This is a genomic window from Celeribacter persicus, assembly GCF_003050785.1.
Taxonomy (GTDB): Bacteria; Pseudomonadota; Alphaproteobacteria; order Rhodobacterales; family Rhodobacteraceae; genus Celeribacter; species Celeribacter persicus.
On the sequence record NZ_QAOH01000019.1, the window covers coordinates 11,295 to 33,694 of the forward strand.

Annotated in this window: 16 protein-coding genes; 14 read left to right on the top strand and 2 right to left on the bottom strand. The window is 60.9% G+C overall.

What is annotated here, in order from left to right; translation table 11 throughout:
* Positions 1 to 127: 127 nt before the first annotated feature.
* From C8N42_RS17415 to C8N42_RS17445, 7 genes are all read left to right on the top strand, one after another.
* The gene (locus C8N42_RS17415; RefSeq protein WP_107817804.1) at positions 128 to 4,390 is read left to right on the top strand and encodes a strawberry notch-like NTP hydrolase domain-containing protein; all 4,263 of its coding nucleotides are present in this window, start codon (positions 128 to 130) and stop codon (positions 4,388 to 4,390) included.
* A 121-nt stretch (positions 4,391 to 4,511) separates the two neighbouring features.
* Positions 4,512 to 4,898, top strand: a complete 387-nt coding sequence (locus tag C8N42_RS17420) for a DUF6878 family protein (RefSeq protein WP_012187349.1) — start codon at positions 4,512 to 4,514, stop codon at positions 4,896 to 4,898.
* A 1-nt stretch (position 4,899) separates the two neighbouring features.
* Complete coding sequence (locus C8N42_RS17425) at positions 4,900 to 5,361, top strand: DUF6915 family protein (protein ID WP_107817805.1); 462 nt, start codon at positions 4,900 to 4,902, stop codon at positions 5,359 to 5,361.
* Positions 5,362 to 5,461: 100 nt separating this feature from the next.
* Positions 5,462 to 5,764, top strand: a complete 303-nt coding sequence (locus tag C8N42_RS17430) for a hypothetical protein (RefSeq protein ID WP_107817806.1) — start codon at positions 5,462 to 5,464, stop codon at positions 5,762 to 5,764.
* Between the two features lie 124 nt (positions 5,765 to 5,888).
* On the top strand, positions 5,889 to 6,611 hold the full coding sequence (locus C8N42_RS17435; RefSeq protein ID WP_107817807.1) for a DUF736 family protein: 723 nt from the start codon (positions 5,889 to 5,891) through the stop codon (positions 6,609 to 6,611).
* A gap of 154 nt (positions 6,612 to 6,765) precedes the next feature.
* Positions 6,766 to 7,302, top strand: a complete 537-nt coding sequence (locus tag C8N42_RS17440) for a hypothetical protein (protein ID WP_245890248.1) — start codon at positions 6,766 to 6,768, stop codon at positions 7,300 to 7,302.
* Positions 7,303 to 7,450: 148 nt separating this feature from the next.
* Positions 7,451 to 8,032, top strand: coding sequence for a rhomboid family intramembrane serine protease (locus tag C8N42_RS17445; protein WP_037240359.1), 582 nt, complete (start codon positions 7,451 to 7,453; stop codon positions 8,030 to 8,032).
* Between the two features lie 134 nt (positions 8,033 to 8,166).
* On the opposite strand, the gene C8N42_RS17450 is transcribed toward C8N42_RS17445, so the two are convergent.
* Positions 8,167 to 10,497 carry a S8 family peptidase gene (locus C8N42_RS17450; protein WP_074940746.1) on the bottom strand — a complete coding sequence of 777 codons (2,331 nt, stop codon included), beginning with the start codon at positions 10,495 to 10,497 and terminating at the stop codon, positions 8,167 to 8,169.
* An 8-nt stretch (positions 10,498 to 10,505) separates the two neighbouring features.
* Positions 10,506 to 11,474 (bottom strand): AAA family ATPase, encoded by a 969-nt coding sequence (locus tag C8N42_RS17455; RefSeq protein ID WP_197060313.1) that lies wholly within the window; start codon positions 11,472 to 11,474, stop codon positions 10,506 to 10,508.
* A gap of 843 nt (positions 11,475 to 12,317) precedes the next feature.
* On the opposite strand from C8N42_RS17455, the gene C8N42_RS17460 reads away from it, so the two are divergent.
* From C8N42_RS17460 to C8N42_RS17495, 7 genes are all read left to right on the top strand, one after another.
* Positions 12,318 to 13,247, top strand: a complete 930-nt coding sequence (locus tag C8N42_RS17460) for a DUF2493 domain-containing protein (RefSeq protein ID WP_107817809.1) — start codon at positions 12,318 to 12,320, stop codon at positions 13,245 to 13,247.
* A gap of 532 nt (positions 13,248 to 13,779) precedes the next feature.
* Positions 13,780 to 13,986 (top strand): hypothetical protein, encoded by a 207-nt coding sequence (locus C8N42_RS17470; RefSeq protein WP_007120662.1) that lies wholly within the window; start codon positions 13,780 to 13,782, stop codon positions 13,984 to 13,986.
* 516 nt (positions 13,987 to 14,502) lie between these two features.
* Complete coding sequence (locus tag C8N42_RS17475) at positions 14,503 to 15,084, top strand: helix-turn-helix domain-containing protein (RefSeq protein WP_107817811.1); 582 nt, start codon at positions 14,503 to 14,505, stop codon at positions 15,082 to 15,084.
* Complete coding sequence (locus C8N42_RS17480) at positions 15,071 to 17,404, top strand: relaxase/mobilization nuclease domain-containing protein (RefSeq protein ID WP_107817812.1); 2,334 nt, start codon at positions 15,071 to 15,073, stop codon at positions 17,402 to 17,404. Before C8N42_RS17475 ends, C8N42_RS17480 begins: the two co-directional genes overlap by 14 nt.
* Before the next feature lie 8 nt (positions 17,405 to 17,412).
* Positions 17,413 to 19,392 (top strand): type IV secretory system conjugative DNA transfer family protein, encoded by a 1,980-nt coding sequence (locus tag C8N42_RS17485; protein ID WP_107817813.1) that lies wholly within the window; start codon positions 17,413 to 17,415, stop codon positions 19,390 to 19,392.
* A 192-nt stretch (positions 19,393 to 19,584) separates the two neighbouring features.
* The gene (locus C8N42_RS17490; protein WP_107817814.1) at positions 19,585 to 20,919 is read left to right on the top strand and encodes a DUF4365 domain-containing protein; all 1,335 of its coding nucleotides are present in this window, start codon (positions 19,585 to 19,587) and stop codon (positions 20,917 to 20,919) included.
* The gene (locus C8N42_RS17495; protein WP_107817815.1) at positions 20,916 to 22,391 is read left to right on the top strand and encodes an argonaute/piwi family protein; all 1,476 of its coding nucleotides are present in this window, start codon (positions 20,916 to 20,918) and stop codon (positions 22,389 to 22,391) included. Before C8N42_RS17490 ends, C8N42_RS17495 begins: the two co-directional genes overlap by 4 nt.
* Positions 22,392 to 22,400: the final 9 nt, after the last annotated feature.

A 22,400-nucleotide genomic window follows, 5' to 3' on the forward strand; every position in this document is an offset into this window, starting at 1 on the left:
GTGATCTGAAATTCTGCACTCACTCTCGTTGCCCAACCTCCGTCATAGCTTTCGGCGGAAACCCCAAAAAGTGTAGAGCGGGCTTTTTGTCCTTTGGAACTCAGACCCTGATCCAAAGGAAATCCCCATGTCCAAGCCCAAACTGGCAAACCCGGCTCTCTCAATCTCCGACGCTGATCTCACCTCTGCGCTGCCGCAAATTGGCGCGGAGATCGACCAACAACCCCTGCGCAGCTCAGCGCTCGCGCGCATCATGCGCGAGACGTTTCATGGCAGCGATGCTGGCAGTGCCTGGGACTGGCGCATGGCCTACGACCTGATGCAGGCCGCGGCCATCCAGGTGCTGCTGCGTGGAGACGGTGCAGCAGGTGACATCGCCACCGCAAAGCTGCTTGCCTCACGGCTCCTCACGGAAACCCGTCGCTCCGAGCAGCAGATCCGGCTGCAGCAGTTTTCCACGCCGTTGCCTTTCGCGGCAATGGCCGTGCGGGCGGCATCCATTCGCAAGGGCGAGACCGTGCTGGAGCCCTCGGCTGGCACCGGTGCCCTGGCTGCTTTCGCTACCCGGGCTGGTGCCACACTTCTGCTCAACGAGATCGACCCCTTTCGCCAGAGCCTTTTGCGCGCGGTCTTTGGCGGCGATGTGACGGGCCATGACGGTGAGCATATCGATGATCTGCTGCAGACCCCGGTTCTACCCGACGTCGTGGTGATGAACCCGCCTTTCGCCTCCTCGGTCGATCGCTCGCGAGACAAGCACATTGCCGCCAAGCATCTCATCGCGGCTGCCAAGCGCCTGGCACCCGGCGGGCGGCTGGTGGCTATCATGCCGCCGGGATTCACGCCCGAACGCGATGCTGCGCATTGGTCCCGCGCCTGTGGTCTCCTGACGCCGCGACTGGCGTTGACGATGCCGGGGCAGGTCTACCGCAAGCTCGGCACCTCTGTCGAAACCCAGCTGATGGTCTTCGACAAGGTGCAGGAGGACGGCGAAATGATCCGCGTCCCTGTGCGGGATCTGGATGAAGCCCTTCCTTTTGTCGACGCCGTGGCCGCAACCCGGCCCGAGATGCGTCCCGCCCAACGGGCTGAAGCGACCCCTCATGCTCGGCCGACCGTTCCATCCTCTGCTCCGCGCAAGACCGCCGCTGCGCCTGTCGCCGCCTCCAAACCTCGGGCCAAGGCCGTCCGCCCGCTCAGCTTCACGAGCCTTGAGACCCCGCGCGACAACAAGCCTATCTCGGACATTTATGCGCGCTACCGCCCGCAGCGGATCGAGATCGCGGGTGCGCAGGAACATCCCACGCCGCTGGTCGAGAGCATCGCCATGGCCTCGGTTGCCCCGCCCATGCCCTCAAACACGGGCAGTGATGACTTGCGCCTGCCCACACGGTTGATCGAGGAGGGAGATCTCTCCGAGGCGCAGCTCGAGACCATCATCATGGCGCATGATGCCCATGGGCGCGATCTGCCCGGTCGGTTTACCATCGATGACGACCAGACCAAGCTGACGCGCGCCGATGATGACCCAGACGCACGGGCCTATCGCCTTGGGTACTTTCTCGGCGACGGCACCGGTTGCGGCAAGGGCCGCGAATGCGCGGGGCTCATTCTCGTGAACTGGCTTTCCGGGCGCAGGAAGGCGATTTGGGTCTCCAAATCCGCCACGCTCATCGAGGACGCCATCCGCGACTGGACCGATCTCGGCGGCTCGCCCGCCGACATCCAGCCGCTCTCCAAATGGAAACCGGACCAGCCCGTCCCTATGGGTGACGGTATCCTGTTCGTGACCTACGCCACGCTGCGGTCCGCGGGCAAATGCGGCACCACGCGACTGAGCCAGATCTTTGAGTGGATGGGCGAAGACTTCGACGGTGTGCTGGCCTTCGATGAGGCCCATGCGATGCAGAACGCGGCAGGATCCGAGCAGGGCAGGGGGGTCAAACCCTCCCAACAGGGCCTTGCGGGCCTGCGGCTGCAACTGGCAGCACCCCGCGCTCGCGTCTTCTACATCTCGGCCACGGGAGCGACGAGCGTCCACAACCTCGCCTATGCCGCACGACTGGGGCTCTGGGGGCAGGGCCCCGAATATCCCTTCCCGAGCCGCGAAGGTTTCGTCTCGGCGATGGAGGCAGGCGGTGTCGCCGCCATGGAGGTGGTCGCGCGCGATCTCAAGACGCTCGGTCTCTACACGGCCCGTGCTCTCAGCTTCGATGGCGTGGAATATGATGTGCTCGAACACGCGCTGACCCCGGCTCAGATCGAGATCTACGACGCCTATGCAGGTGCGTTTCGGACGATCCACCACAATCTCGAGGCGGCACTGACCGCGACCGGTGTCAACGATGCCTCGGGCGAGACCAATGCCTCGGCCGCACGCGCCTCTGCAAAGTCTCGCTTTGAAAGCACGAAACAGCGCTTCTTCAACCATCTCCTGATGGGCATGAAGGCGCCGACCATCATCCGCGCCATCAAGGACGATCTGGCGGCGGGCAATGCTTGCGTCATCCAGGTGGTCTCAACGGGTGAGAGCCTGCTGAAACGTCGGCTTGAGACGATGGACCCAGAGGACGAGCTGGTCGAGGGCGCGCTAACGCCGCGCGACTATGTTCTGAGCTATCTCGAGCAAGCCTTCCCGATCCATGCGCAAAAGCTCGTGGAGATTGACGGCAACATGGTGGCCGAGCCACTCCGGGATGAGACCGGCGCGCTGGTGGTCTCGCGCGAGGCGCTCGGCTTGCGCGATGCGGCTATGATGGAGTTGATGACTCTGGCCCCGGTCCCCTCAGCGCTCGATCAGATCCTCTGGGCCTTTGGCGAGGAGGCTGTCTCCGAGGTCACGGGGCGGTCTCTCCGGCCCCTCAAGGCCGAGGATGGTCATCTCTTCATCGAAAAGCGCGCCGCCAGCAGCAATTCCTCCGAGACCCAAGCCTTTATGGATGGCGAAAAGGATATCCTGATCTTCTCTGATGCAGGCGGCACTGGCCGATCCTATCACGCGGCGCAAACGGCCAAGAACCAGAAGAGGCGCCGGCACTACCTTCTGGAGCCCGGCTGGCGTGCCGATGCGGCCATCCAGGGGCTCGGCCGCACGCATCGCTCGGCCCAGGTCAGCGCGCCCTTCTTCCGGGTCTGCACCTCCGATGTGCATGGCGAGAAGCGCTTCACCTCGACAATCGCCAAGCGCCTCGACCAGCTGGGGGCCTTGACCAAGGGCCAGCGCGAAACCGGGTCGCAGGGCATGTTCCGCGAGGAGGATAATCTGGAAAGCCCGATCGCGCGGGCGGCATTGCGCGGGTATTTCGCCGATCTTGCCGTCGGGCGGGCCGAGGCGATGAGCTACGAGAGCTTCACCGACTGGACGGCCCTCCGGCTGATCGACAAGGACGGGGTGCTGCTCGAAGAGCTTCCGCCGATCCAGCGGTTTCTGAACCGGGTGCTGGCCCTTCCCATCCACATGCAGAACGCGCTCTTTGTCGAGTTCATGCGCCGGATCGCCGATCAGTCTGAGCGGGCGCGCGCGGCGGGCACGCTCGATCTCGGCGTGGAAACCCTGCGTGGCGAAAGGATCGAGCAGGTCTCCACAGAGGATCTCTGGACCTGCCCGAAATCCGGTGCCGTGACACGGATCATTGGACTTGAGGTTACCGACCCTGTCCACGTGCTGTCGGCGGATGACGCCCTGTCGCGCAACCCCGACAAGCTGCCGATGGTCAATCGCGCCTCCGGTCGCGCGGCGCTGATCTCGGCGCGGCCGATGCAGATGTATGACGAGGACGTCGTCACGCTGATGCGCAAGGCGGTGCGGCCAAACGGGTCGAGCTACCTGGAGGAGGCGCGGTTCGGGTCTTCTGCCTGGGAAGAGATCAGCAAGCCTGAGTTGACCCGCCTTTGGGATGCCGAGGCCACGTTGCTGCCGAAAACCACCACGACCAAGCTCTACCTGCTGACCGGTCTCTTGCTGCCGATCTGGAAGGACATTCCGACCACCAATGAGCGCATCTACCGGGTCACGCCCGATGGGGCGACCGCCATGATCGGGCGCACGCTGAGCGAGGAAGGGGCGGCCGCGCTGCGCGCCCGCTTCCTCGTGTCCAACCCGCAAACACCGCAGGAGATGTTGACCGCCGCCCTCGGCACCACTGCGCCGGTCGATCTGGGCCGGGGTCTCACCCTGACCCGTCGCCGTGTCGCAGGCGAGATGCGCCTTGAGTTGTGCGGCGTTGACAGGGGCATGATTGATGGCCTCAAGGCCCTCGGCTGCTTCACCGAGATCATCGCCTTCCAGCTACGGGTGTTCCTGCCGCATGGGGACGGGATCGACACGGGAAGCATTCTGGCCCGGATCGTGGGGCAGGAAGCCGCCATGACGTCAGAACAAGCCGCCTGAAAAGTCAAAGCGGGCTTCCGGTCGGGCGGCGTGGATCGGGATTTGGCCGATCTGCGCTTTCCGGGCGCGCGCTGACCAATGCCAGGCCCGGCCCCCCAAATTCAGATAAGAGGACAGACCCATGACCAATCCCCAGATCGACTATGCCGCAATGGCGGCTCAGTGGCGTGCAGAGCGCGAAACCACCCTGAAGGCATCCCGAGCGGAGCTGCTTGCGCAACTACGCGCGCTTGGCATCAGCGAGGTCACCGCCGAATACGAAGGCTATGGCGATTCCGGCAATGTCGAGGATGTGACGGTGCAGCCTGCAGAGGTCCAACTGCCGGAGCCGCTTGCCACCGAGGTGGGCGACTTCGCCTGGTCGCTCGCCTATCACCATCACCCGGGGTTCGAAAACAACGAGGGCGGCTACGGCACGCTGACCTGGGACATAGCAGCCGACAGCATCACGCTCGATCATGCGGACCGCTACGTTGAATGCTCGCATAGCTATGACGAGGGGCTGTGAGATGGCGCATCCGCTTCATCATGCCGAAAGCTCGGCCCGGAAATTCGGCGGGGTGCCGTCTGACTATCAGGCTGTGCACGATTGGTTTGACGCCTCGAAAGAGCATCTCGCGCTCTTCACGCACCGAGCCATGCGCCACCACGCTCAAGGCCTGTTCGAGGCCGAACGTGTCTTCGGCCTGACCCTGACCAATAGCGCAGGTCGAGAGATCCCCGTGCGCTGGATCGGCGAGCAGCATGTCCGCGAAGACTGTCAGGGCCGCATTCCGAGCATGGCGGACTGGCTGCGACGGATACAGCCTGAGCCATGGATGGCCAATGGCCATATCGAGCAGCACCTCAGCGGGGAGCCCTGCGGCGATCCAAGGGTTGCTTGGGCATTCGAGGTGGCCGCCGGAAGAACGGTTCTCGGCCTGAAAGATTGGATGGCGGCGCGCGCGACGCAAGCCACGCAAAGCGTCTGACAGCTCTCGGTCGTTTGCCAAACGAATGCTGCATAGAAGCCCGGTCGGAAGATCAGGCTTCTTGCGTCGTTTCCCCAGCAATCTTTTTGAGGAGGATCACATGACATTCGAAGACATCAAGGCGGCCGTCGATGCCGGTCAGACCGTGCACTGGGCCAATACCGGCTACGTTGTCCACAAGGACCGGCTCGGTCAGTACCTCATCACCTTTGTGCCGAACGGTAGCTGCATCGGCCTGACCGACCGGAGCGGGCACCGGTTGAACGGAAAAGAGGCGGAGTTCTTCATCGCGCAATCGAAGGACAGCGCGGAAAATCCGGGCAGCCAATCAAGACCAGACGGGCAGGAGGGGGGCGTAGCATCCGGAGGCGCGGGGGCACTCCCACTCGGACGGCAGATCTGACCCGTGGGCGGGACTGAAAGGAAAGCAGGCTTTCTGATTTGTGATCCCTCAAGGGGTCGAGAAAGCAATCCCGGATGCGTTGGCAAAAACGTCAGGCACCGGCCAATCCAAAAGGAACCATCCCATGTTCGCAGGAACCCTTAACCGCAATGTCGAGACCGCAGCCGCCGAATACACCGGCATGATCCATTCGACGCGCTTTGACATCGCCATCCAGCTCGAGGCACGGGCCAAGATGTCCGAACGCAGCCCGGATTACGACGTGACGGCGGTCAACAAGTCTGGCCGCAAGGTGCGCATCGGTACGGCCTGGAACGAGACCGGCACGACCAGCGGCAATCCCTACATCTCGATGCAGATCGATGTCGGTTTGGGCCCGTTCCGCGTCAATGCCGTGCAGACGAAGGAAGCGCGCACAGCCCAGAGCGGCGAATTCGAGATCATCCCGCTGGTCTCGAACGGCCTGATGAAATCCGGCTCGATCTCGGGCGAGCTCACCGCCATGGACGCCGACAACGCCTTCACCGGCTACATCGCCAACATGATGTTCGATCTGGAGTTCATGCTGATCGAGAACGATTACAAGACCGAAGACACGCATCCGGACTACCGGATCGAGGTCAGTTCGCCGCGTGGCAAGCCGATCCGCGTTGGCTCGGCCTGGATGGCCAAAAGCAGCCGCACGGGCAATGACTACCTGTCGCTGCTGATCAACACGCCTGATGGCGACCTGCGCGTCAACGCTGTGCAAAACGAGGAGCAGCGCGGTGGCCAGACCTTCTCGATCATCCCGTTCATCGACAGCGGTGAGCAGCCTCAGGACGCGGGGTTGTCATTGGTCGCATGACCAGCGCGCGAGAGAAGACGATCTGAACCGAAAGGGGAGCCGTGAGACCACGGTTCCCCTTTTTCCATGTCTGGCTGCACGAAGCACGCATCTGCTTGCGATCTGCTGAATATGATATACGATAATATATTATTGAATGGTCGAGGGTGGGCACATGGTGGCGAGACTGGGAAAAGCTCCGTGGTTCGAGAGCTTTGATGTAGACGCCGAGGTTGAAGAGCTTCTTGCTCATATCCAGCGTTGCACCGGATTTGCGCTGCCTGAACGACAGCGTGATGTCATCATGACCCATGCAAGGGCAAAGCTCGACAGGACAAGGCATGCATATCTGGAGGCCAAGGCGGCGGGAAAGCCGGTGTCCACATCGCGCCGCGCCTATCTGACCGACCTTCAGGACACGATCTTTATGGCGATCCCGGAAGAGAACCTCGCGCGGATGCCCCTGAGCGATCAGGTTCTCAACGATCCATCATTTTACGCGGACGCCATGCACTATGCCGCCGCGATCAGCGAGGATGAGCTCTTCATGGCGCTGTCCTCTTCGCTGAAGGACATGACCGTTCAAGACGCCCAGGCCTTTGTCTCAAAGCTCTGGCACGGCGCGATTGACGACAATGCCCGCAAATATGCCGAAGCGTTGAAGCGCCCCGAGCGTGAAATCATGCCGCTGGGGCCTGGGAACACCGTGTAAGATCGGAGCCATTCTCTTGGCTTGAGCCCTACCGAGTTTGGCCGCCGCGAACCCCCTTTCCCGGAGGTGGCACCCTGTGCAGCGCGCGAAAGCCGTTGAAGGCGCTGTGGGGACGACTACTGTCGCCAACATGATGAACCGGGATCATATGCGCGTCTTCTTCCGGCGCACCGCGGCGCTTGCCGCCTTTGTCGCGCTGCTCTGGGCGGTTCAGGTTGTCAATTGGATCACCGGCTACGGCCTGAACCCGGCCTTCGGCCTGATCCCCAGGCACGGCAGCGGGTTAGATGGTGTCATCGCTATGCCCCTCCTGCATGGGAGCTTCTCGCACCTGATGGCCAATACGCCGCCGCTCCTGGTGATGGGTGGGCTGCTGGTGGCAACAACCACGCGAGGCTTGCTGTCGGTGAATGCCGTGGTGATCGGCCTCGGCGGCGCTCTTGTCTGGCTGTTCGGAAGCTCCGCCATCCATATCGGAGCGTCAGGGCTGGTCTTCGGCTGGTTCGGCTTCCTCATCGCGCGCGGTCTTGTGGATCGCTCCCCGATCACGCTGGGCGCGGCACTGGTGGTCGGTGTCCTCTATGGCTCTATTCTCTGGGGCGTTCTTCCGGGCCAACCCGGCGTGTCGTGGGAGGCGCATCTCTTCGGCGCTATCGCGGGCGCGGGCGCTGCGTTCCTAATCCGGACGCATGTCCATGCGCCGCGCCTCGGCAGCGTCGATCTGGACTGAAGCCGTACACTCGGCCGATTCCGGCCGTTCGATGAGCGCAAAGTTCGCCGCAGCGCGGCTTGCTCGAAGCTGACGTTTGTTAGTCCGAAGATTACCGATAGACGCGCAAAAATTGCTAGAAAATGTCGGGGTCTTCAGGTCCGCAATCTCGGCCGTAGCCTTGCATACAGCTGCACTTGAGCATGGTGCTCCAATTCGACTACCAGCGCGAAGTTTTGACGGATCTCCTGATCCATAGCCCAGCCACCCACGCAACGTACTACCAGATGATATTCACCGCCATATTGTGTTGTGTCGGCTGAGAACGATATCGAGGCGCTTTGGATTGTGTTTTTGTCGCGAGCGTTCTTCTTGGGCACCAGATCACAATCATATTTTCCCGCCATCTCTGGGGGATCCGTTCCCTCTCCCACCCGAGAGCGAAAATACTCGAAGACGTGATCGACCGGGCAGCCCCGAATAAGGCGAAAATTCATACGCGTGCCGATATACTCTGCGCGGGTTCTTTTCACCGGAGGATCATACGCCAGAGAAACCCGAATAGTGCGTTTTCCTCCTGTCTGAAACTCAATCGGTATTGGCAACCGATAGACTGCGAAATGGTCCAGTTCCAGACTGTCTTCCACGAAGTAAACAACGCGGTGATCATCCGAGTAGGCCGCACGCAAGGTGTCGACGAGGCCAATACCATGGACTCTTGAATGATCACGCGCATCAAGAGCCAACAGTCGTCGAGTGGAAGCCTCTGGAACAGTCGCGGAATTCGCCAGAAGCGCTTTGATCAGATTGGCTGATGCCCCGGGGAAACGTCTGACCAACTGCGCAGCCCTGTTCGCTAACATCGGTGCGGCGAAAGACGTGCCGCTTTTGCTTGTAAGCAATTGACGCAAGAAATCGTGGTTTGTTGTAATCAGGCCTGCCGTCGCCAGATGAGGGGCCGTCTGCAAACGCCTCGCCACGGCATCAAAAACCATTGTCCCGCCATAGTCGACGAAATCAGGTTTGGTCATGCCTCCGGCGCCTGGGCCAGTGCGCGTGAAAGGTGCAGGTTCATCTCGCTCGGTGATGGGCTGAATATGCGCATCAAATTCATGCTGAGGGCCAATGCCGTTTGCATGAGCCAATGCACCAACCGTCACGATGTTCGCGCCTCCAGCAGGTTCACATACACGGTTTGCGACTTCAAGGAGATAGCCCGGATATTGGGTCACGCCTTGCTCAACTGATGTACCGCCACGAGGGGGCCGGTTTCCCGCTGACACAAAGATCAGGACGTTCAACTCACGTGCCAACTCATCCAGCGTCGTTGCCCAAGGACCAACGCGTCCTTGCTCAAAGTTAGCCTTCGTGTCGCCGAGAGAGATCACGAATATCCGGCATCCATGACTTGCATTTAGGCTCTGGATCGTTTGTCTCATCTGGCTCGGCAGCGTCCGACGATCAAAAAACTTCCGCTCGTCCGTTACCACCTTTGCCGAGATAATTCTCGCCACACGTTGCAAAGAGGTTCCGTCGAGCTGCGACCTTAAATCACCAAGCGCGGCAACACCGGCCACTGCCGTCCCGTGTCCGGCAATATCTGCTTCACCGAGCTCGCTGGGAAAGGCCTCACGCGCGACGATCGCATCCGCGAGGAATGGATGATCGTTCACGCCCGTATCCAACACAGCAATGATTGGCAGATCAGGGTCAAGAGGCGCAACGGGCGGAACATCATCTAGCGCGAACTGGACGATCTGATTGGCTTCGATGTCCGGCTCCGGTGGAAGGTCAATAAAAGCTACTTCAGGAACAGAAAAAATCGGTCTGATAGACTGCCCTGAAGCCTTGACCCGGATCATCGTGATAGATGGCCCAGAATAGTGGTCGTATAGCTCTCCACCCTGCTCCTCAATGAACGCGATGATTTCTTCTGCCTTTCGACGACGCGCAGCCTGCGTCCCGAACTCCCAAAGTTCGACATCGAGTATGTACTCTTGGCCGTCTTGAAGATCAGAAACCTCCGTAAAACCGGCTTCCTTGATCCTGATCCCGAGACGGTCGCGCGGCTCCAGTGTGCTAATACTACCGATACGGTTGATAAAACCGGAGTAGCTCGGATTCTTCTGACCTGCAGGTGTTGGTCCCTCATAGGCATCCAGCCTATTGCGAAAATCGCTCAGTTCATCTGTTGAAGAAAACAAGACGATATTGTTGTCATCGTCTGTATTTAACAACGTGAGTCCAAGCTGTTCCCAGTCTCCCTCCATGGCCAGTCCATGCATGTGGACTTTCAGAATCAGGGATGGATCGACAAATTGGGGAGGGCGGATGGCGCGTTGACGTGCGACCGCATCATCGGCTTCGCGCCGTATTTGCCCTCCGTGACCCTTTCCCGGCTTGGGCGCTGGACCGGGTCTGCCGTCTTTTCGGCGTGCAAAAGGCTCTTTCGCTCTGACCAGTTGCAGATGATCGTATTGTGCCAACAGTGGCCTCACTGGTTGTTCGATAATTTCCTTAATCGCATCCTGCGGCGTTCAGCGTAACGGATGGCATCACGAAAGTCTTTCTTTGAAATGCTTTTTCGGCGATCAAGAAGAGAAATTTTCTTGGCCTGGTTGCAAATTTTTTCAAGCTCGGCATAGGAATAATCAGCTAGGCTCTGAACGAAATCCTCTGCTTCGAACTCCGTTTCGGTGTTTTTCAGCGCATTGGTGAGATACCTGCGGACCATTGCTTCGTCGGGATGGTCAAACCATACTACTTCATCGAAGCGTCGCCATATGGCGGGATCAAGGTGAGCGTCCAGGTTAGTGGCGGCAATCAGAAAACCACCTGGCTGTATCTGATCGATGAAGATCAGAAGACTGTTGACCACGCGTCTCAGTTCACTGTGATCGTTGCCTTCTTCCCGCGACCGCGCAATCGCGTCAAATTCATCGAAAAAAAGTACGCATGGCTGGCGGCGTGCAAACTCAAAGGTCTTGCGAATATTGGTGGCAGTCTCGCCCAAAAATGAAGAGATGAGGCTGTCCAGTTTGACAAAGAAAAACGGCAATCCCAGCTGGCCGGCAAAAACCTCAGCACACAATGTCTTGCCCGTTCCAGGTGGCCCGCAGAACAGTAGTTTGGAACGCACGGGAAGCCCGTGGCGCTTGATCGTTTCGGACTTTCTGAATTCATCCAGTAGCCCAGTGAAGAGCTCAATGTTGTCGTGAGTCAGGATAATGTCATCGGGCGTATGAACGGGTTCGATCCGCTGGATGAACTCTCCGGCCTCGTCTGGGAACGGCACCAAAGGAGAAAGACCCTTGGCTTGCGGGCGTGTCGTCAGTCCATCCAGTGCCTTGCGCAGTGACCGTGCTAGCACTCGGTTGTTCTTTTTTTCCTCTTCGGAGATGATCTGTTCGACAACACCACGGAATTCATCGTCGCGCCCGTAGCTCGACAACAGCTTTTTCATCAGTTCTCCGCGTGCCATGCAACCACCTGCTTTTCGTAAAATCGTAGCCGAGTATTGCGACGAGCGCTACCGAATTTGACGCTTGATTTGGATAAAGCCGGGTTGGCATGCCACGGTGTCGAGAAAGGCTGAGGGCGCATCAAATCAGTTCGAAATCTTACGGCAAACGTCCGGTTTTCTTGACCTGCTTCACTTTTTTCGCTGCCGCAGCGAACGTCCGCCCGCCCTTTAAGTCGAATGCCCGGACAAGCAATACCTATAGTCGGCAGCGGCGTCGCCCGCACATCAACCTTGGCCAGAGCCTTGCGGCCTCCCCAGCTCGGCTGCGCGTGTCGCAGGGGAGAACGGCCCTTCGGTCCGTCGCGCATTCGGCCATGCGGCCTCACCGCGGCGTCGTACCCGGCATCCCGGTTTGCCCGCCTCGCGAGCACGTCTCTCCCTGGCCGCTCCGCCGGATTGCGCTCTGGTCTGTTTTGGCCCGAGGCCAAAACGATCCCGCCGCTTCATCCGTCTCCCGCGTCCGGTCGGGCCGTTTGCCTGCTCGGGTCGGGCAAACCTACCGTCAAAACACACACACATGAGCGTGGAAGCATATCCTCCGGATGGCCCCCAAATCAGCCCGCGTCAAGGATCGCAAAACTTTTCGGCGAGGGCGGGGCCTGTGGCGCGGGGCGGTCCCGTGCGTGAGCGCGGGCCTGTGTCGGGTGCCGCGCGCGGAAAACTTTTGCGCCCGGCAAGCCGGCGGCTGCGCCGTCCCTGACCCGGGCAGATTCGGAAACCAGGCATTCGGCCATGCCCCCACACTCACGTGGTGGCCTTGGAAACGAACACTGGAGACCAGACATGGCTTACGACACCGCAAACACCTACGAGACCATCGAGCTTTTCGGACTGACGGAGAAAGACGCACAGCTGCCGATCCCGGAGGATCACATCCTGACCGACTGCGTCATCCGCGAGAGCTTCGAGGCTCTGCTTGGCCCGCTGCGCGGGACCGGGCTCGAGGCGGAAATCGAACCATTGGCCCACGGGTTGGCGACGATCCTGCAGCGGCGCAAGGTGGCGCTCGGCAAGGAGGTCGACCGCACCGCCGACAAGATCGGTGCACTGGCAAAATCCCACGACGGATCGGAGATCGCCGAGACCGCCATTGAGGAGGCACAGGCGCGGTTTCTGCAGCTGCGCGAGATCGTCAGCGCCATCGAGGTGATGAGCGAGGCAGCGGCGGAATGCTACGAGGTCGAGACGGGCCACGCCTTTATCCCGGCAGCTGGGTCGCGCGCAAGCGTCCGGGCGCAAGAGACCGGGGCGGTCTTCGAGGCGCGGCAGCTGCTGGAGCAGCACGACCGCGAAACCGCCGAGAAGTCGAAAGTCGAGGGGGTGCCCCTGATCGTCTCGGGCGCCACCGACTGGACCGATGTCGATGTGATCTTCAACACGCTCGACAAGGTTCGCGAACGGATCAAGCAGAACCGCAACCAGGAGATCTTCCTCTGCCACAAGGGTGGCAAGCACGGGGCGGAGATGATTGCGGCGCGGTGGGCCCGGGCACGCGGAGTGGCGCAGGCGCGGTTCGATCCGCGCTGGTCCGCGCATGGCCGGGCGGCACCGTTCAAATGCAACGACGAAATGCTGGACGACAAGTTCGCGGCGACGGGGGTTGTACTCTTCGGCGGCAACGGGGTCGCGCTGAACCTCGGGCAGAAGGCGGAAGCGAAAGGTCTGACGGTCATGCGGGTTGCTGACCCGGCGAAGAAGACTGCGCAGGATTGAAGAGAGGGGGTCGCGCTTGGCGCGGCCCTTTCGTCATGTCTCATGGCGCGTGCGGTCGGTTACGCAAGATCGACAGGCTGCGGCGGCCGGCACTGTCATCGCTCTACCCGGTCCGTCAGCGTGCGGCCCATCCGTATCGGTACGGGTTGGGGATGGTGCGCACCTCACGCACATCGAAAGCATCGCAAGACGCGAGGGGTCGAGACATCGCATTTGAGGCTGAAGACCAGCACGACCCTCGGAGGGTGTTTCGGAACATCGCATCCACGCGGGCGGGCTTCATCAGCACCCCGGCTAGGTTCGGCGGGACGCGGATGGTGGCGGCTGCGTGATGGCAAGGGTCATCCGGATCACTCCTTTTTGCTCATAGATGTGGATCGCACGGGGTCGGCCCGTCCGTGCCCTCAGCTCACGCTTCGGCAAGTACAAATACGGTTTCCACGGCTAGCCGCGGACCCTCCGCATTTGCGCTTGCGACCGGGCCTTTTGCCCCCGTGCCGGGTGATCCCCATCGCAACAAGGAGTAACCCAAATGACCAACCACTACGTCGCCACCGTCCCCGTCAAGTTCACCGACACCGATGGCCAGGAGCGCACCCGTTTTCAGCGCGTGGGTGCGATGTTCCGCAACACCCGCAACGGGGACGGCTCGGAGTTCTTCAGCCTCAAGCTCGACTTCCCGGTCGCGGTCTCGGAGCTGGTGATGTTCCCACCGAGCGCGAAAGATCCCCAGGACTAAATCCTCTGACGAGGATGGGCCGCCCCAGGACGATCTTGGGGCGGCCCGATCCCTGTTCCAGGGATGCTGGTCCTTGCGCGTTCAACGGACGCACTCCGCCCGGAATGACCAGGCCGCGACAGACCGGCCAGTCAGCCTCAAGGGGGCCATCCACAAAAACCTATCGGCTAGGGCCTCCCGGTTTTTGCGGCAGAGATTTGGGGACCCAAATCTGGCCCTCCTTGACCCTGCCTGTCCGCCCTGTCGGTGGGGTTTGCGCCCGCCCGCGGTTCCGTCCGAACACATGCGTGTTCGGCCAGAGCCTCGGGCGGGGCTGGCGGACCGGACCCCTAGGACAGGTGTCGCCCGGTGGTGAGGGCGGCAGAGCCGCGTCCCTGCGGGCCGCGGGCAAAGCGGACACCAAGGCTGCCTGAGCCTGAATGCGACGTAAGTATATAATTGACAGCTTGGTATATTATCGTAAGGTAGGGGCAGCCTTGGTGGAAGGTGGCAGGAAATAGGGGGTCTTTCTTCCGCATGTCCCGAACGAAACGCCTGACAGAGATGGAGAAGATGCAGATCGTCCGCGAGGCCGCGGAGGGTGTGTCGACGACCGATCTGGCGACGCAGTTCGGGGTGACGGCACGGGCCGTGCGATACATCTTGAAAGCTGACGCCGAGCGCGAGGCAGATGCAGCGATCCCGGTCTCAGCGGTCAGTGTGAAGGTCACCGCTGCAGAGCTCGCAGCATTCGACGAGGTGTTGGCGAAGGCCGGGATCGAGAGCCGGGCCGAGGGGCTGCGGCGGCTCATCCAGGCGGCAGGCGGGGTGTTCGTTCCGGACGCGCAGATGGCGACTGAGATGGCACGCTACAGGGCCTCTCTGCACGAGGTCGGCAATGGCGTCGCGCAGATCGCCAAGCAGATGACGCAGGCCAACCGGCAGGGGCAGGGCGCCAGCGATCAGTTCTCCGAACTGAGGCTAACCCAGATGCGCGGGTTGGCGCGGTTCATCCTCGATTCCGCCGACGAGATCGATCTGCTCCTGCGCCGCCGTCGGGACGCGATGCAGCTGCAGGCTACGGCCGCGCTGAGGGAGTTTGCCCATGCGGCTGAATGATGCTGTCGATGCTGTCACCGGCGAGGTCTTCCGGGACGGCTGGAGCCGCATCCGGGGCTCGATGCAGGGGCTGCATGTCGCCAAGCAGAGCCAGCTTGTGCGCGCGGCAGCGGGGCATCGGCCAGCGGTTTTCAAGGCGATCCGGGGCGGGGGTACGCATACCAAATCGCAGCTGATGAACCAGCTCGATTACCTCACAACCAAGTCTACCCATATCGTGGACAGCAGTGGGTTCCTAGATGGAAAGGCGAAGCTCGAGGCGGGCGACATCAAGGATCTGACCGAGCGCTTCGCCAAGCGGTGGGATGCGGGCTTCAAGCCCAAGCTGGGCCAGACGACCCATATGCTCATGTCCTTCCCCGTCGGCACGCGCGGCGAGGATGTGCGCGACATCGCGACGGATGTGGCGGAACGGTTCTTCCAGACCGACGCGGGGCATTTCGACTACATCATCGCGGTGCATGAGGACCGGGATCACCCGCATGCGCATCTGGTGCTGAACCGTCGCGCGCAAGAAGGCGAGTTCTTTTTCTTGGGGCGGAACCACCGCTTCAACTATGACGACTTCCGCCTCGCCATGGTCGAGGAGGCGGAGAAGTATGGTGTGCGCCTGGAGGCCACGCGGCGTGTGGATCGCGGGGTTGTGCATTACCCCGCCCGGACCAGCGAGGTCTACGCCGCGAAAGAAGAGGGTCGCGCGCCCCGCGAGCGCGAACGAGTGGGGCAGGACCTGGCGCGGACGCTGGCGGAGATCGCCAACACCAGAACTGTCTACCACTCGCTTGCTGCGGAGGCTTCGCGCGAGGCCCGCGAGGATATTGCCACAGCCCTCTTTCGCGCGGGCGAGGTCTTGGCGCATGGCGGGCAGGTGGACCGAACAGGAGATGTGTATATGGCAGAGGATCAAAGTTTCGAGGATCTAAGAAGCCTCTATGCGGAGAAGCTCGCGCGGGTACAGGGCATGATCGCCGAGAAGGCGGACGCGGAACGCCCCCTGCTGGAAAAACGCCTCATCGAGATCCAAACGCAGGTCCAGCACATGCAGCCTCTCGGTTTGCGATCATCCACGCTATCAGACGCCCCCTCGGAGGGTGGGATCTATTCCGAGGCGAACATCGACACCAGTCAGCTGGACCGTCTGGCCGAGACGGACTTGCGGTCGCGCATAGACACTGCCCTGCGCGGCACCGGGATCAGCACAGCGGAAGTGGTCGCCCGGATCGAGACCGGGGCCTCGAATGCCGCGCTTGAACATCAATGGATCGCCGATGATCTCTCCAAGGTGGCCGAGGCGCGGGACCTGAACCTCGAGCGTCGCGCTGATCTGGAACAGGCGCGCGACATTCTCAACGATGTCCATGTCGAGCTTGGCACGCTGCTGGAACGGGATAACGTGCTGCGCCGGGACGGTGTCGTGGAGGAGGACGCGGTCAGCGAGCGGTTCCACTATCACGAGGACGCGGTGCGGGAGATGGAAGGGACAATCCGTCATGAGATGCGCGCCGAGGGTTTGACAACGCAGGAGATCGAGGACCGGGACTGGGAGGTGGCCTCAAAGGCGGAGCGCCGGATCGAAACAGAGCAGCGCGCGTATCTCGAGGTACATCCGGAGCTGCTCGCACGTCCTGGCGATGTGATCGACCGGTCCGAGCCCTACAGGGAGACCATCACCGACGCGGCCCGCGCCAGCGAGATCACCCGCGAGGTCGACCGGATCATGGAGGCACGCGACCTCCGCACGCCTGTTGCAGATGCGGTCGCGGATGACGTCTCGGAGCGCTATCCGGACATGCCGTCCCACCTCGCCCGCGGGCTCGGCGCGACCTATGCGGCCGTTGTGGAGATACGCGACACGGAGGCCATCAATCAGGTCCGCCGCGAAACCGAGTTGCGCGACGGGATTGGGGTTGGCACGCGCGAGGAGACCCTCGCGACAGGGGATGAAACTGCACCGCAGTTTGACCGGTCCGACCGCCTCGCAGGCGAGATTGCGCGCGTCCTGGACCATGAGCGGGCGGGAGAGTTGTCCGCGCCCTTCGAGACCGAGGCGGAGCGGGACGCCTTCCGCGAGGAGATCGCGCGGGTGCTGGATGACCGCCAATTGGGCCGCCTCACATCCGGCGATGCCGATGCGCTGGACAAGGTACTCGAGGACCGCCTCGACCGGCTCTATGTCGCCAAGGTCTATCTGCAATCGGATGCAGCGACGGCCAACACGGAGGCCTTGCGCCAGGTGGTCGATGATCTCGCCGACGCTGAGTATGAAAAACAGCGCGCGACAGACGTGGATGGCGAGACCGAGCGGGGACAGGTCCATTGAGCGCCGCCATGGGAAAAGCGCGGATCGCAACAGGGGTCGTTCTGGTAACGCTGGTGACCGGGGCCATGGGCTATACGATCGCCTCGGCGGTGCTTACCTACCAGGATCTCGGCTTCGGGGCCGAGATCGACTTTGCGTATATCGCGCAAAACTACATTGCGATCCTGGACCGCCGTCCGGAGGATGCCCAACTCATCCATCTGATCATCGGCAGCTTCGCCGCCGCCGGCCTGATGCTGAGCCTCGCCCTCTCGGGATCGGCCCTCACACGCTTTGGCCAGACCCATTGGCAGACCGCGCGCGAAATGAAGGCCAATGGCTTCTTCGGGGCGCCGGGCACCGGGTTCATCCTCGGCAAGCTGGGGACGCCTGGCTCCCGCGCCAACTACATCTGCTCCAAGGTCTTCCCCCATGCGCTGATCGTGGCCCCCACGGGCCGCGGCAAGACCACGGGCTTTGTCATTCCGAACCTGCTGACCTGGCAAGGCTCCGCCGTGACGCTCGATGTGAAGGGCGAGTGTTTCGAGGCCACGGCCCGGCACCGCGCAGCCCAGGGCGACAAGGTCTATCGCTTCGCCCCCACCGATTGGGAGGGCAAGCGCACGCATCGCTACAACCCGCTCCTGCGCATCTATCAACTGAAAGATCCCGCGCGCCAGCAGATGGAATTGCAGCTCTTGGCGACGCTCTTTTTGCAGAGCGACAATGACCGGGTGCAGGGCCTCCTCAAGGGCGGCATCGATCTCTTCGTGGCGGCGGGGCTTTTGGCCTTCCAGCGCAAGCGCCCGACCTTGGGCGAGATCTATCGCATCGCAGCCTCGGGCGGAAACAAGCAGAAGGAGTATTTCGCGCGGGGCCACGAGGTCGACAACCGGGCGGCCAAGCTGATCTTCACGCGGCTGGCGTCGACCAACAACGACACGCTGACCTCTTACGTCTCGCTCCTGATGACCTCGGGGCTGGATCAATGGCAGAACCCGGCCATCGACGAGGCGACGGCGGTGTCGGACTTTGATTTTCGCACGATCCGGAAAAAGCCCTTTTCGGTCTATCTCGTGGTCCAGCCGCTGATGGTGAAGCCGCTGGCGCCGCTGATCCGGCTCTTCTTCTCCGACCTGCTCTCGGCCATGCAGGAAAAGGATCCCGGGCCGGATGAGCCCTGGCCCGTGATGATCATGCTCGACGAGTTCAACCGTTTGGGCAAGATGCCCATCGTGGTCGAAAGCATCGAGACCCTGCGCACCTATCGTGGACACTTGGCCGTGGTCACCCAAACCATCCCTGCGCTCGATGAAATCTACGGCGAGAACAACCGCCGCGCCCTGCAGGGTAACGCGGGCGTGAAGCTCTACCTCACGCCGTCGGATGAAAAAACTGTCGAGGAGCTGAGCAAGGCGGTCGGCAAGACCACCAAGACCGTGGTCACGCGCTCCCAATCCATCGGCAAGAACCCTTTCGAGGGTCGCAGCCAGTCCACACGGACCGAGGAAAGCTCCTTGCTGCCCGAAGATGAGGCGCGCCGCCTGCCGCTCGACGAGATCGTCATGGTGATCGACGCGCAAATGCCTGTCCGGGCCAAGCGGATTCAGTATTTCGACGACCGGTTGTTCAAGGCGATCCATGCGGCGCAGACGGGGGAGTTGCCGTTTCCGGAGCCGGGGGGAGGAGGATCGCAAGGCACGCTGCCGCTGAGTATGCGCGCCATGCCGATGACACCGCCACCGGTCGGGTCTGGCGGATCCGAGGCCGACGTTGAGGCCGAACGTCAGGCTGCTGATGGCCAATCGTCAGGGAAAACTGATGTCGCTCCAAAGAAAACTTCGCAGGTCGTTCAAGCCGTTATCGCCGAGGAACAGCGACAGATTGAAATGGATTTTGGGGGGGAAGTGGCTGCTCTTGGTTCGGTGAAAGATGCGGATGTCGAGCAGGTACGAACGGCCGTACATGATTTGAGCGAGTTGGAGACAGCCCTAACACAGGGGCTCTAACTTGATGGGTTGTCGCATCCAGAAGTTGATGCAGTAAGAGGTGGTCACCAGCCGCGTTCTAGAAGTCTGAGATTTCGCTCTCTATCAGGTTTGACCCTTTGCAAGGGTAACCTCCATATCTTGTTGCTCCTCCCTTATGTTGCTCCAGATAAAGTGTTACATCTCGAAAAGCCTGTTTTCGGGAATCGAGATGTGAATAAGAAAGTTACAACCAGCCAGCGAATTGGCGAAATCGGGGAGAAGGCGGCTAATCTTCAATTCTTGCGAATTGGGTTCCAATTCGATGGGCGTTCGCGGTTGGAAGCAGGGATAGACGGCATCGCTGAGGTGATGGACGATGATCAGCCGACTGCGAAGATGATTGCCGTTCAGGTCAAGGCTACTGAGCGTGGCAGCTATGTCGGCGAGACGAACGCCGGTTTCACCTATCGTGTCCGCGCTTCAGATTTCGACTATTGGCGTGGCTCCAACCTACCCGTCATCCTAGTTCTCTACAGGCAATTAGATGACACATTCTTCTGGAAGTCGCTCGAAAACCTCGTTGGCGAGGCCGAACGCACATTGCAGTTCGACAAGGAGCGCGACGTCTTGGACGGACGTGCGAAGGATCGCCTCGCTGCCCTGACCGTCGCCAAGCAAGGACACGGTTACTACGTCCCGCCACTTGGGGGAGGGGAGGACGCGATCATCAACATGGTGCCATTGCAGCTTCCTGAGGAAATCTTCGTCGCACAGACACAGCTCTCCACCCAGAAGGCGCTCGCCCGGATGAATAAGGTCCGGGACGGCCAGCGGTACGATTGGATGGTCGATGAAACCTCGCTTTGGACATTCTGCGACCCACTATCCACACCCGTTCGCGACCTGGTCGAACGGGATCAGGTCGAACGGATCGAAACCGACTTTCTGGCACAACACGACGCAGTGGATCAGCAATACAAATTTGCGGGTCTGTTGCGACATACTCTGGGCCATGACTTTCGGGATTTGCTTGGATGGGACCGAAAGAAAAAACAGTTCTACTTCTTGCCAACACCTGGAGGCGTCGCGCGCAAGTTTCGCTATCTTGGTGCGAAGCAGAAGACACAGGCAGACGTTGTCAGCGTCTATCAGAAGTCAAAGGGGGAGGGGCCCATCGACTATGTGCGGCACCATTCATTCCATCCCCGGTTCGAGCGCTTGGCGGACCAATGGTACCTGATCATCAACCCATCCTACTACTTCACTTCGGATGGAGAGCGCGCGCTCAACTATCCGGATGCCTTGTTGTCCGGGAAGAAGCGCCTCGACACAAACAGCACCGTTCGAGGCCAGGTGATCATGTGGCATCGATTGCTGTCAGGTATGGAATTTGAAGATGCCGGCGAACTGCTGGCACCCGACGCCAAGACGGATCGTATCATCAAGTTTGGTGACCCGCCTTCCATCGAACTGCCAAAGAGTGTGCCCGAGGACGTGTGGGGCGCGAAGGCGCAGAAGTCGAGGAAGCCGTCCGGCTCGAATGAACAAGGCAGCTTTGACCTATGAGCGACTTCAAGACAAAGATCTTCCCGGAGCCTGAACTGGAATTTGGTGACCAACACCATCATCCTGATCCACGATTGGGGTTGCTACAGGCGGGCCCGTTGCAAACGAACCTGGGGGACACGATCAAAGTCGGCGTTGTTGGCAGCGCTCTGACCGTCGAAAAATCAGGCGAGTTTCTGAATGCGATCGAAGATGGGTTCGAGGGTAAGACCGAAAAGCACCCGAACCTGCACCCGGACTTCCCCGGGTTGAGAAACCAGAACCCCTATCGGTGCCGGTTTGAAATGGTGGCTGCCGAAGATGGAGTGCTGACGAAAGGTCAGATCGAGAAGATTGCCAAGGAACCGAGCGATGCGCGTGCTGTGGAGATGGCCGTCGACGCAGTTATGGCGCAACTGGAAAAGCTGGAGGCGCATCATGAACGGCCGGACGTGGTCATGGTTTCTCTCCCTGTCAAGTTGATCGAACGGGTCTGGAGAAACGAGCGGGCGCGCGATGACGAAGGTATAGAGGGCGAAGCGGCCGACGCGAAAGCTGGCAGAGAAACCTCTCCGAACTTCCGTGGCTTGCTCAAGGCCAGAGCGATGGACCTCAGATTCTCAATTCAGATTGTCTGGGAGGATGTCATCAACCCCGGTGCCAAGATCCCTCGCAAGATCAAGGAGAACTCTGACCGCCAAACCCAAGATCGAGCTGACCTCGCATGGAACCTCATGACGACGCTCTACTACAAGGGCAGCGGCAAGGTGCCCTGGCGCAGATTGCCGGAAGAAGGCGAGTTCACCGCCTGTTACATTGGCATCAGCTTTTTCAAGGATGCCGAAACCGACGAGATATGGACCAGTGCTGCGCAAATGTTCGACGAGCGGGGCAGAGGGTTCATTCTTAGAGGCGGTCCTGCGCAGTCAGAGTCGCGGGGTCGCCACCCGTTCCTCACTATCGATGAGGCTCACAAGCTTACCGAGAGCGCCTTGGCCGCCTACAAGTCGGTCCATAGAACGATGCCGGCACGCGTGATCGTCATGAAGACGTCACGCTTTCGCGAGGACGAGGCCGAGGGTGTTGGCAAGGCGCTCGACGAGGCAGGTGTGGAACTGCGCGATCTCGTTTGGATTCATGAGAGCTACTCAGTCAAGGTGCTGCGCGACGGCGACTTCCCTGTCCTCCGCGGTACCTTCGTTGAACTGGACGGCAATGGGCTGCTCTATACCAACGGCAGCATTCCCTACTATGGGACCTATCCTGGCCTCTATGTCCCGAACCCCCTGTTGCTCTGTCCGCACCCGCAAAGCGAGAGCACGATCGAACAGATTGCGAAGGAAGTTTTCAGCCTCACGAAGGTGAACTGGAACTCGACCCAGATGAACCAACGCTTGCCGATTCCGATCCGAGCAGCCCGTAAGGTTGGTGACGTATTGAAATACGTTCCCTCGGGGCAAAAGGTCAGCAGTGACTATCGGAAGTACATTTAGAGCCTCTTG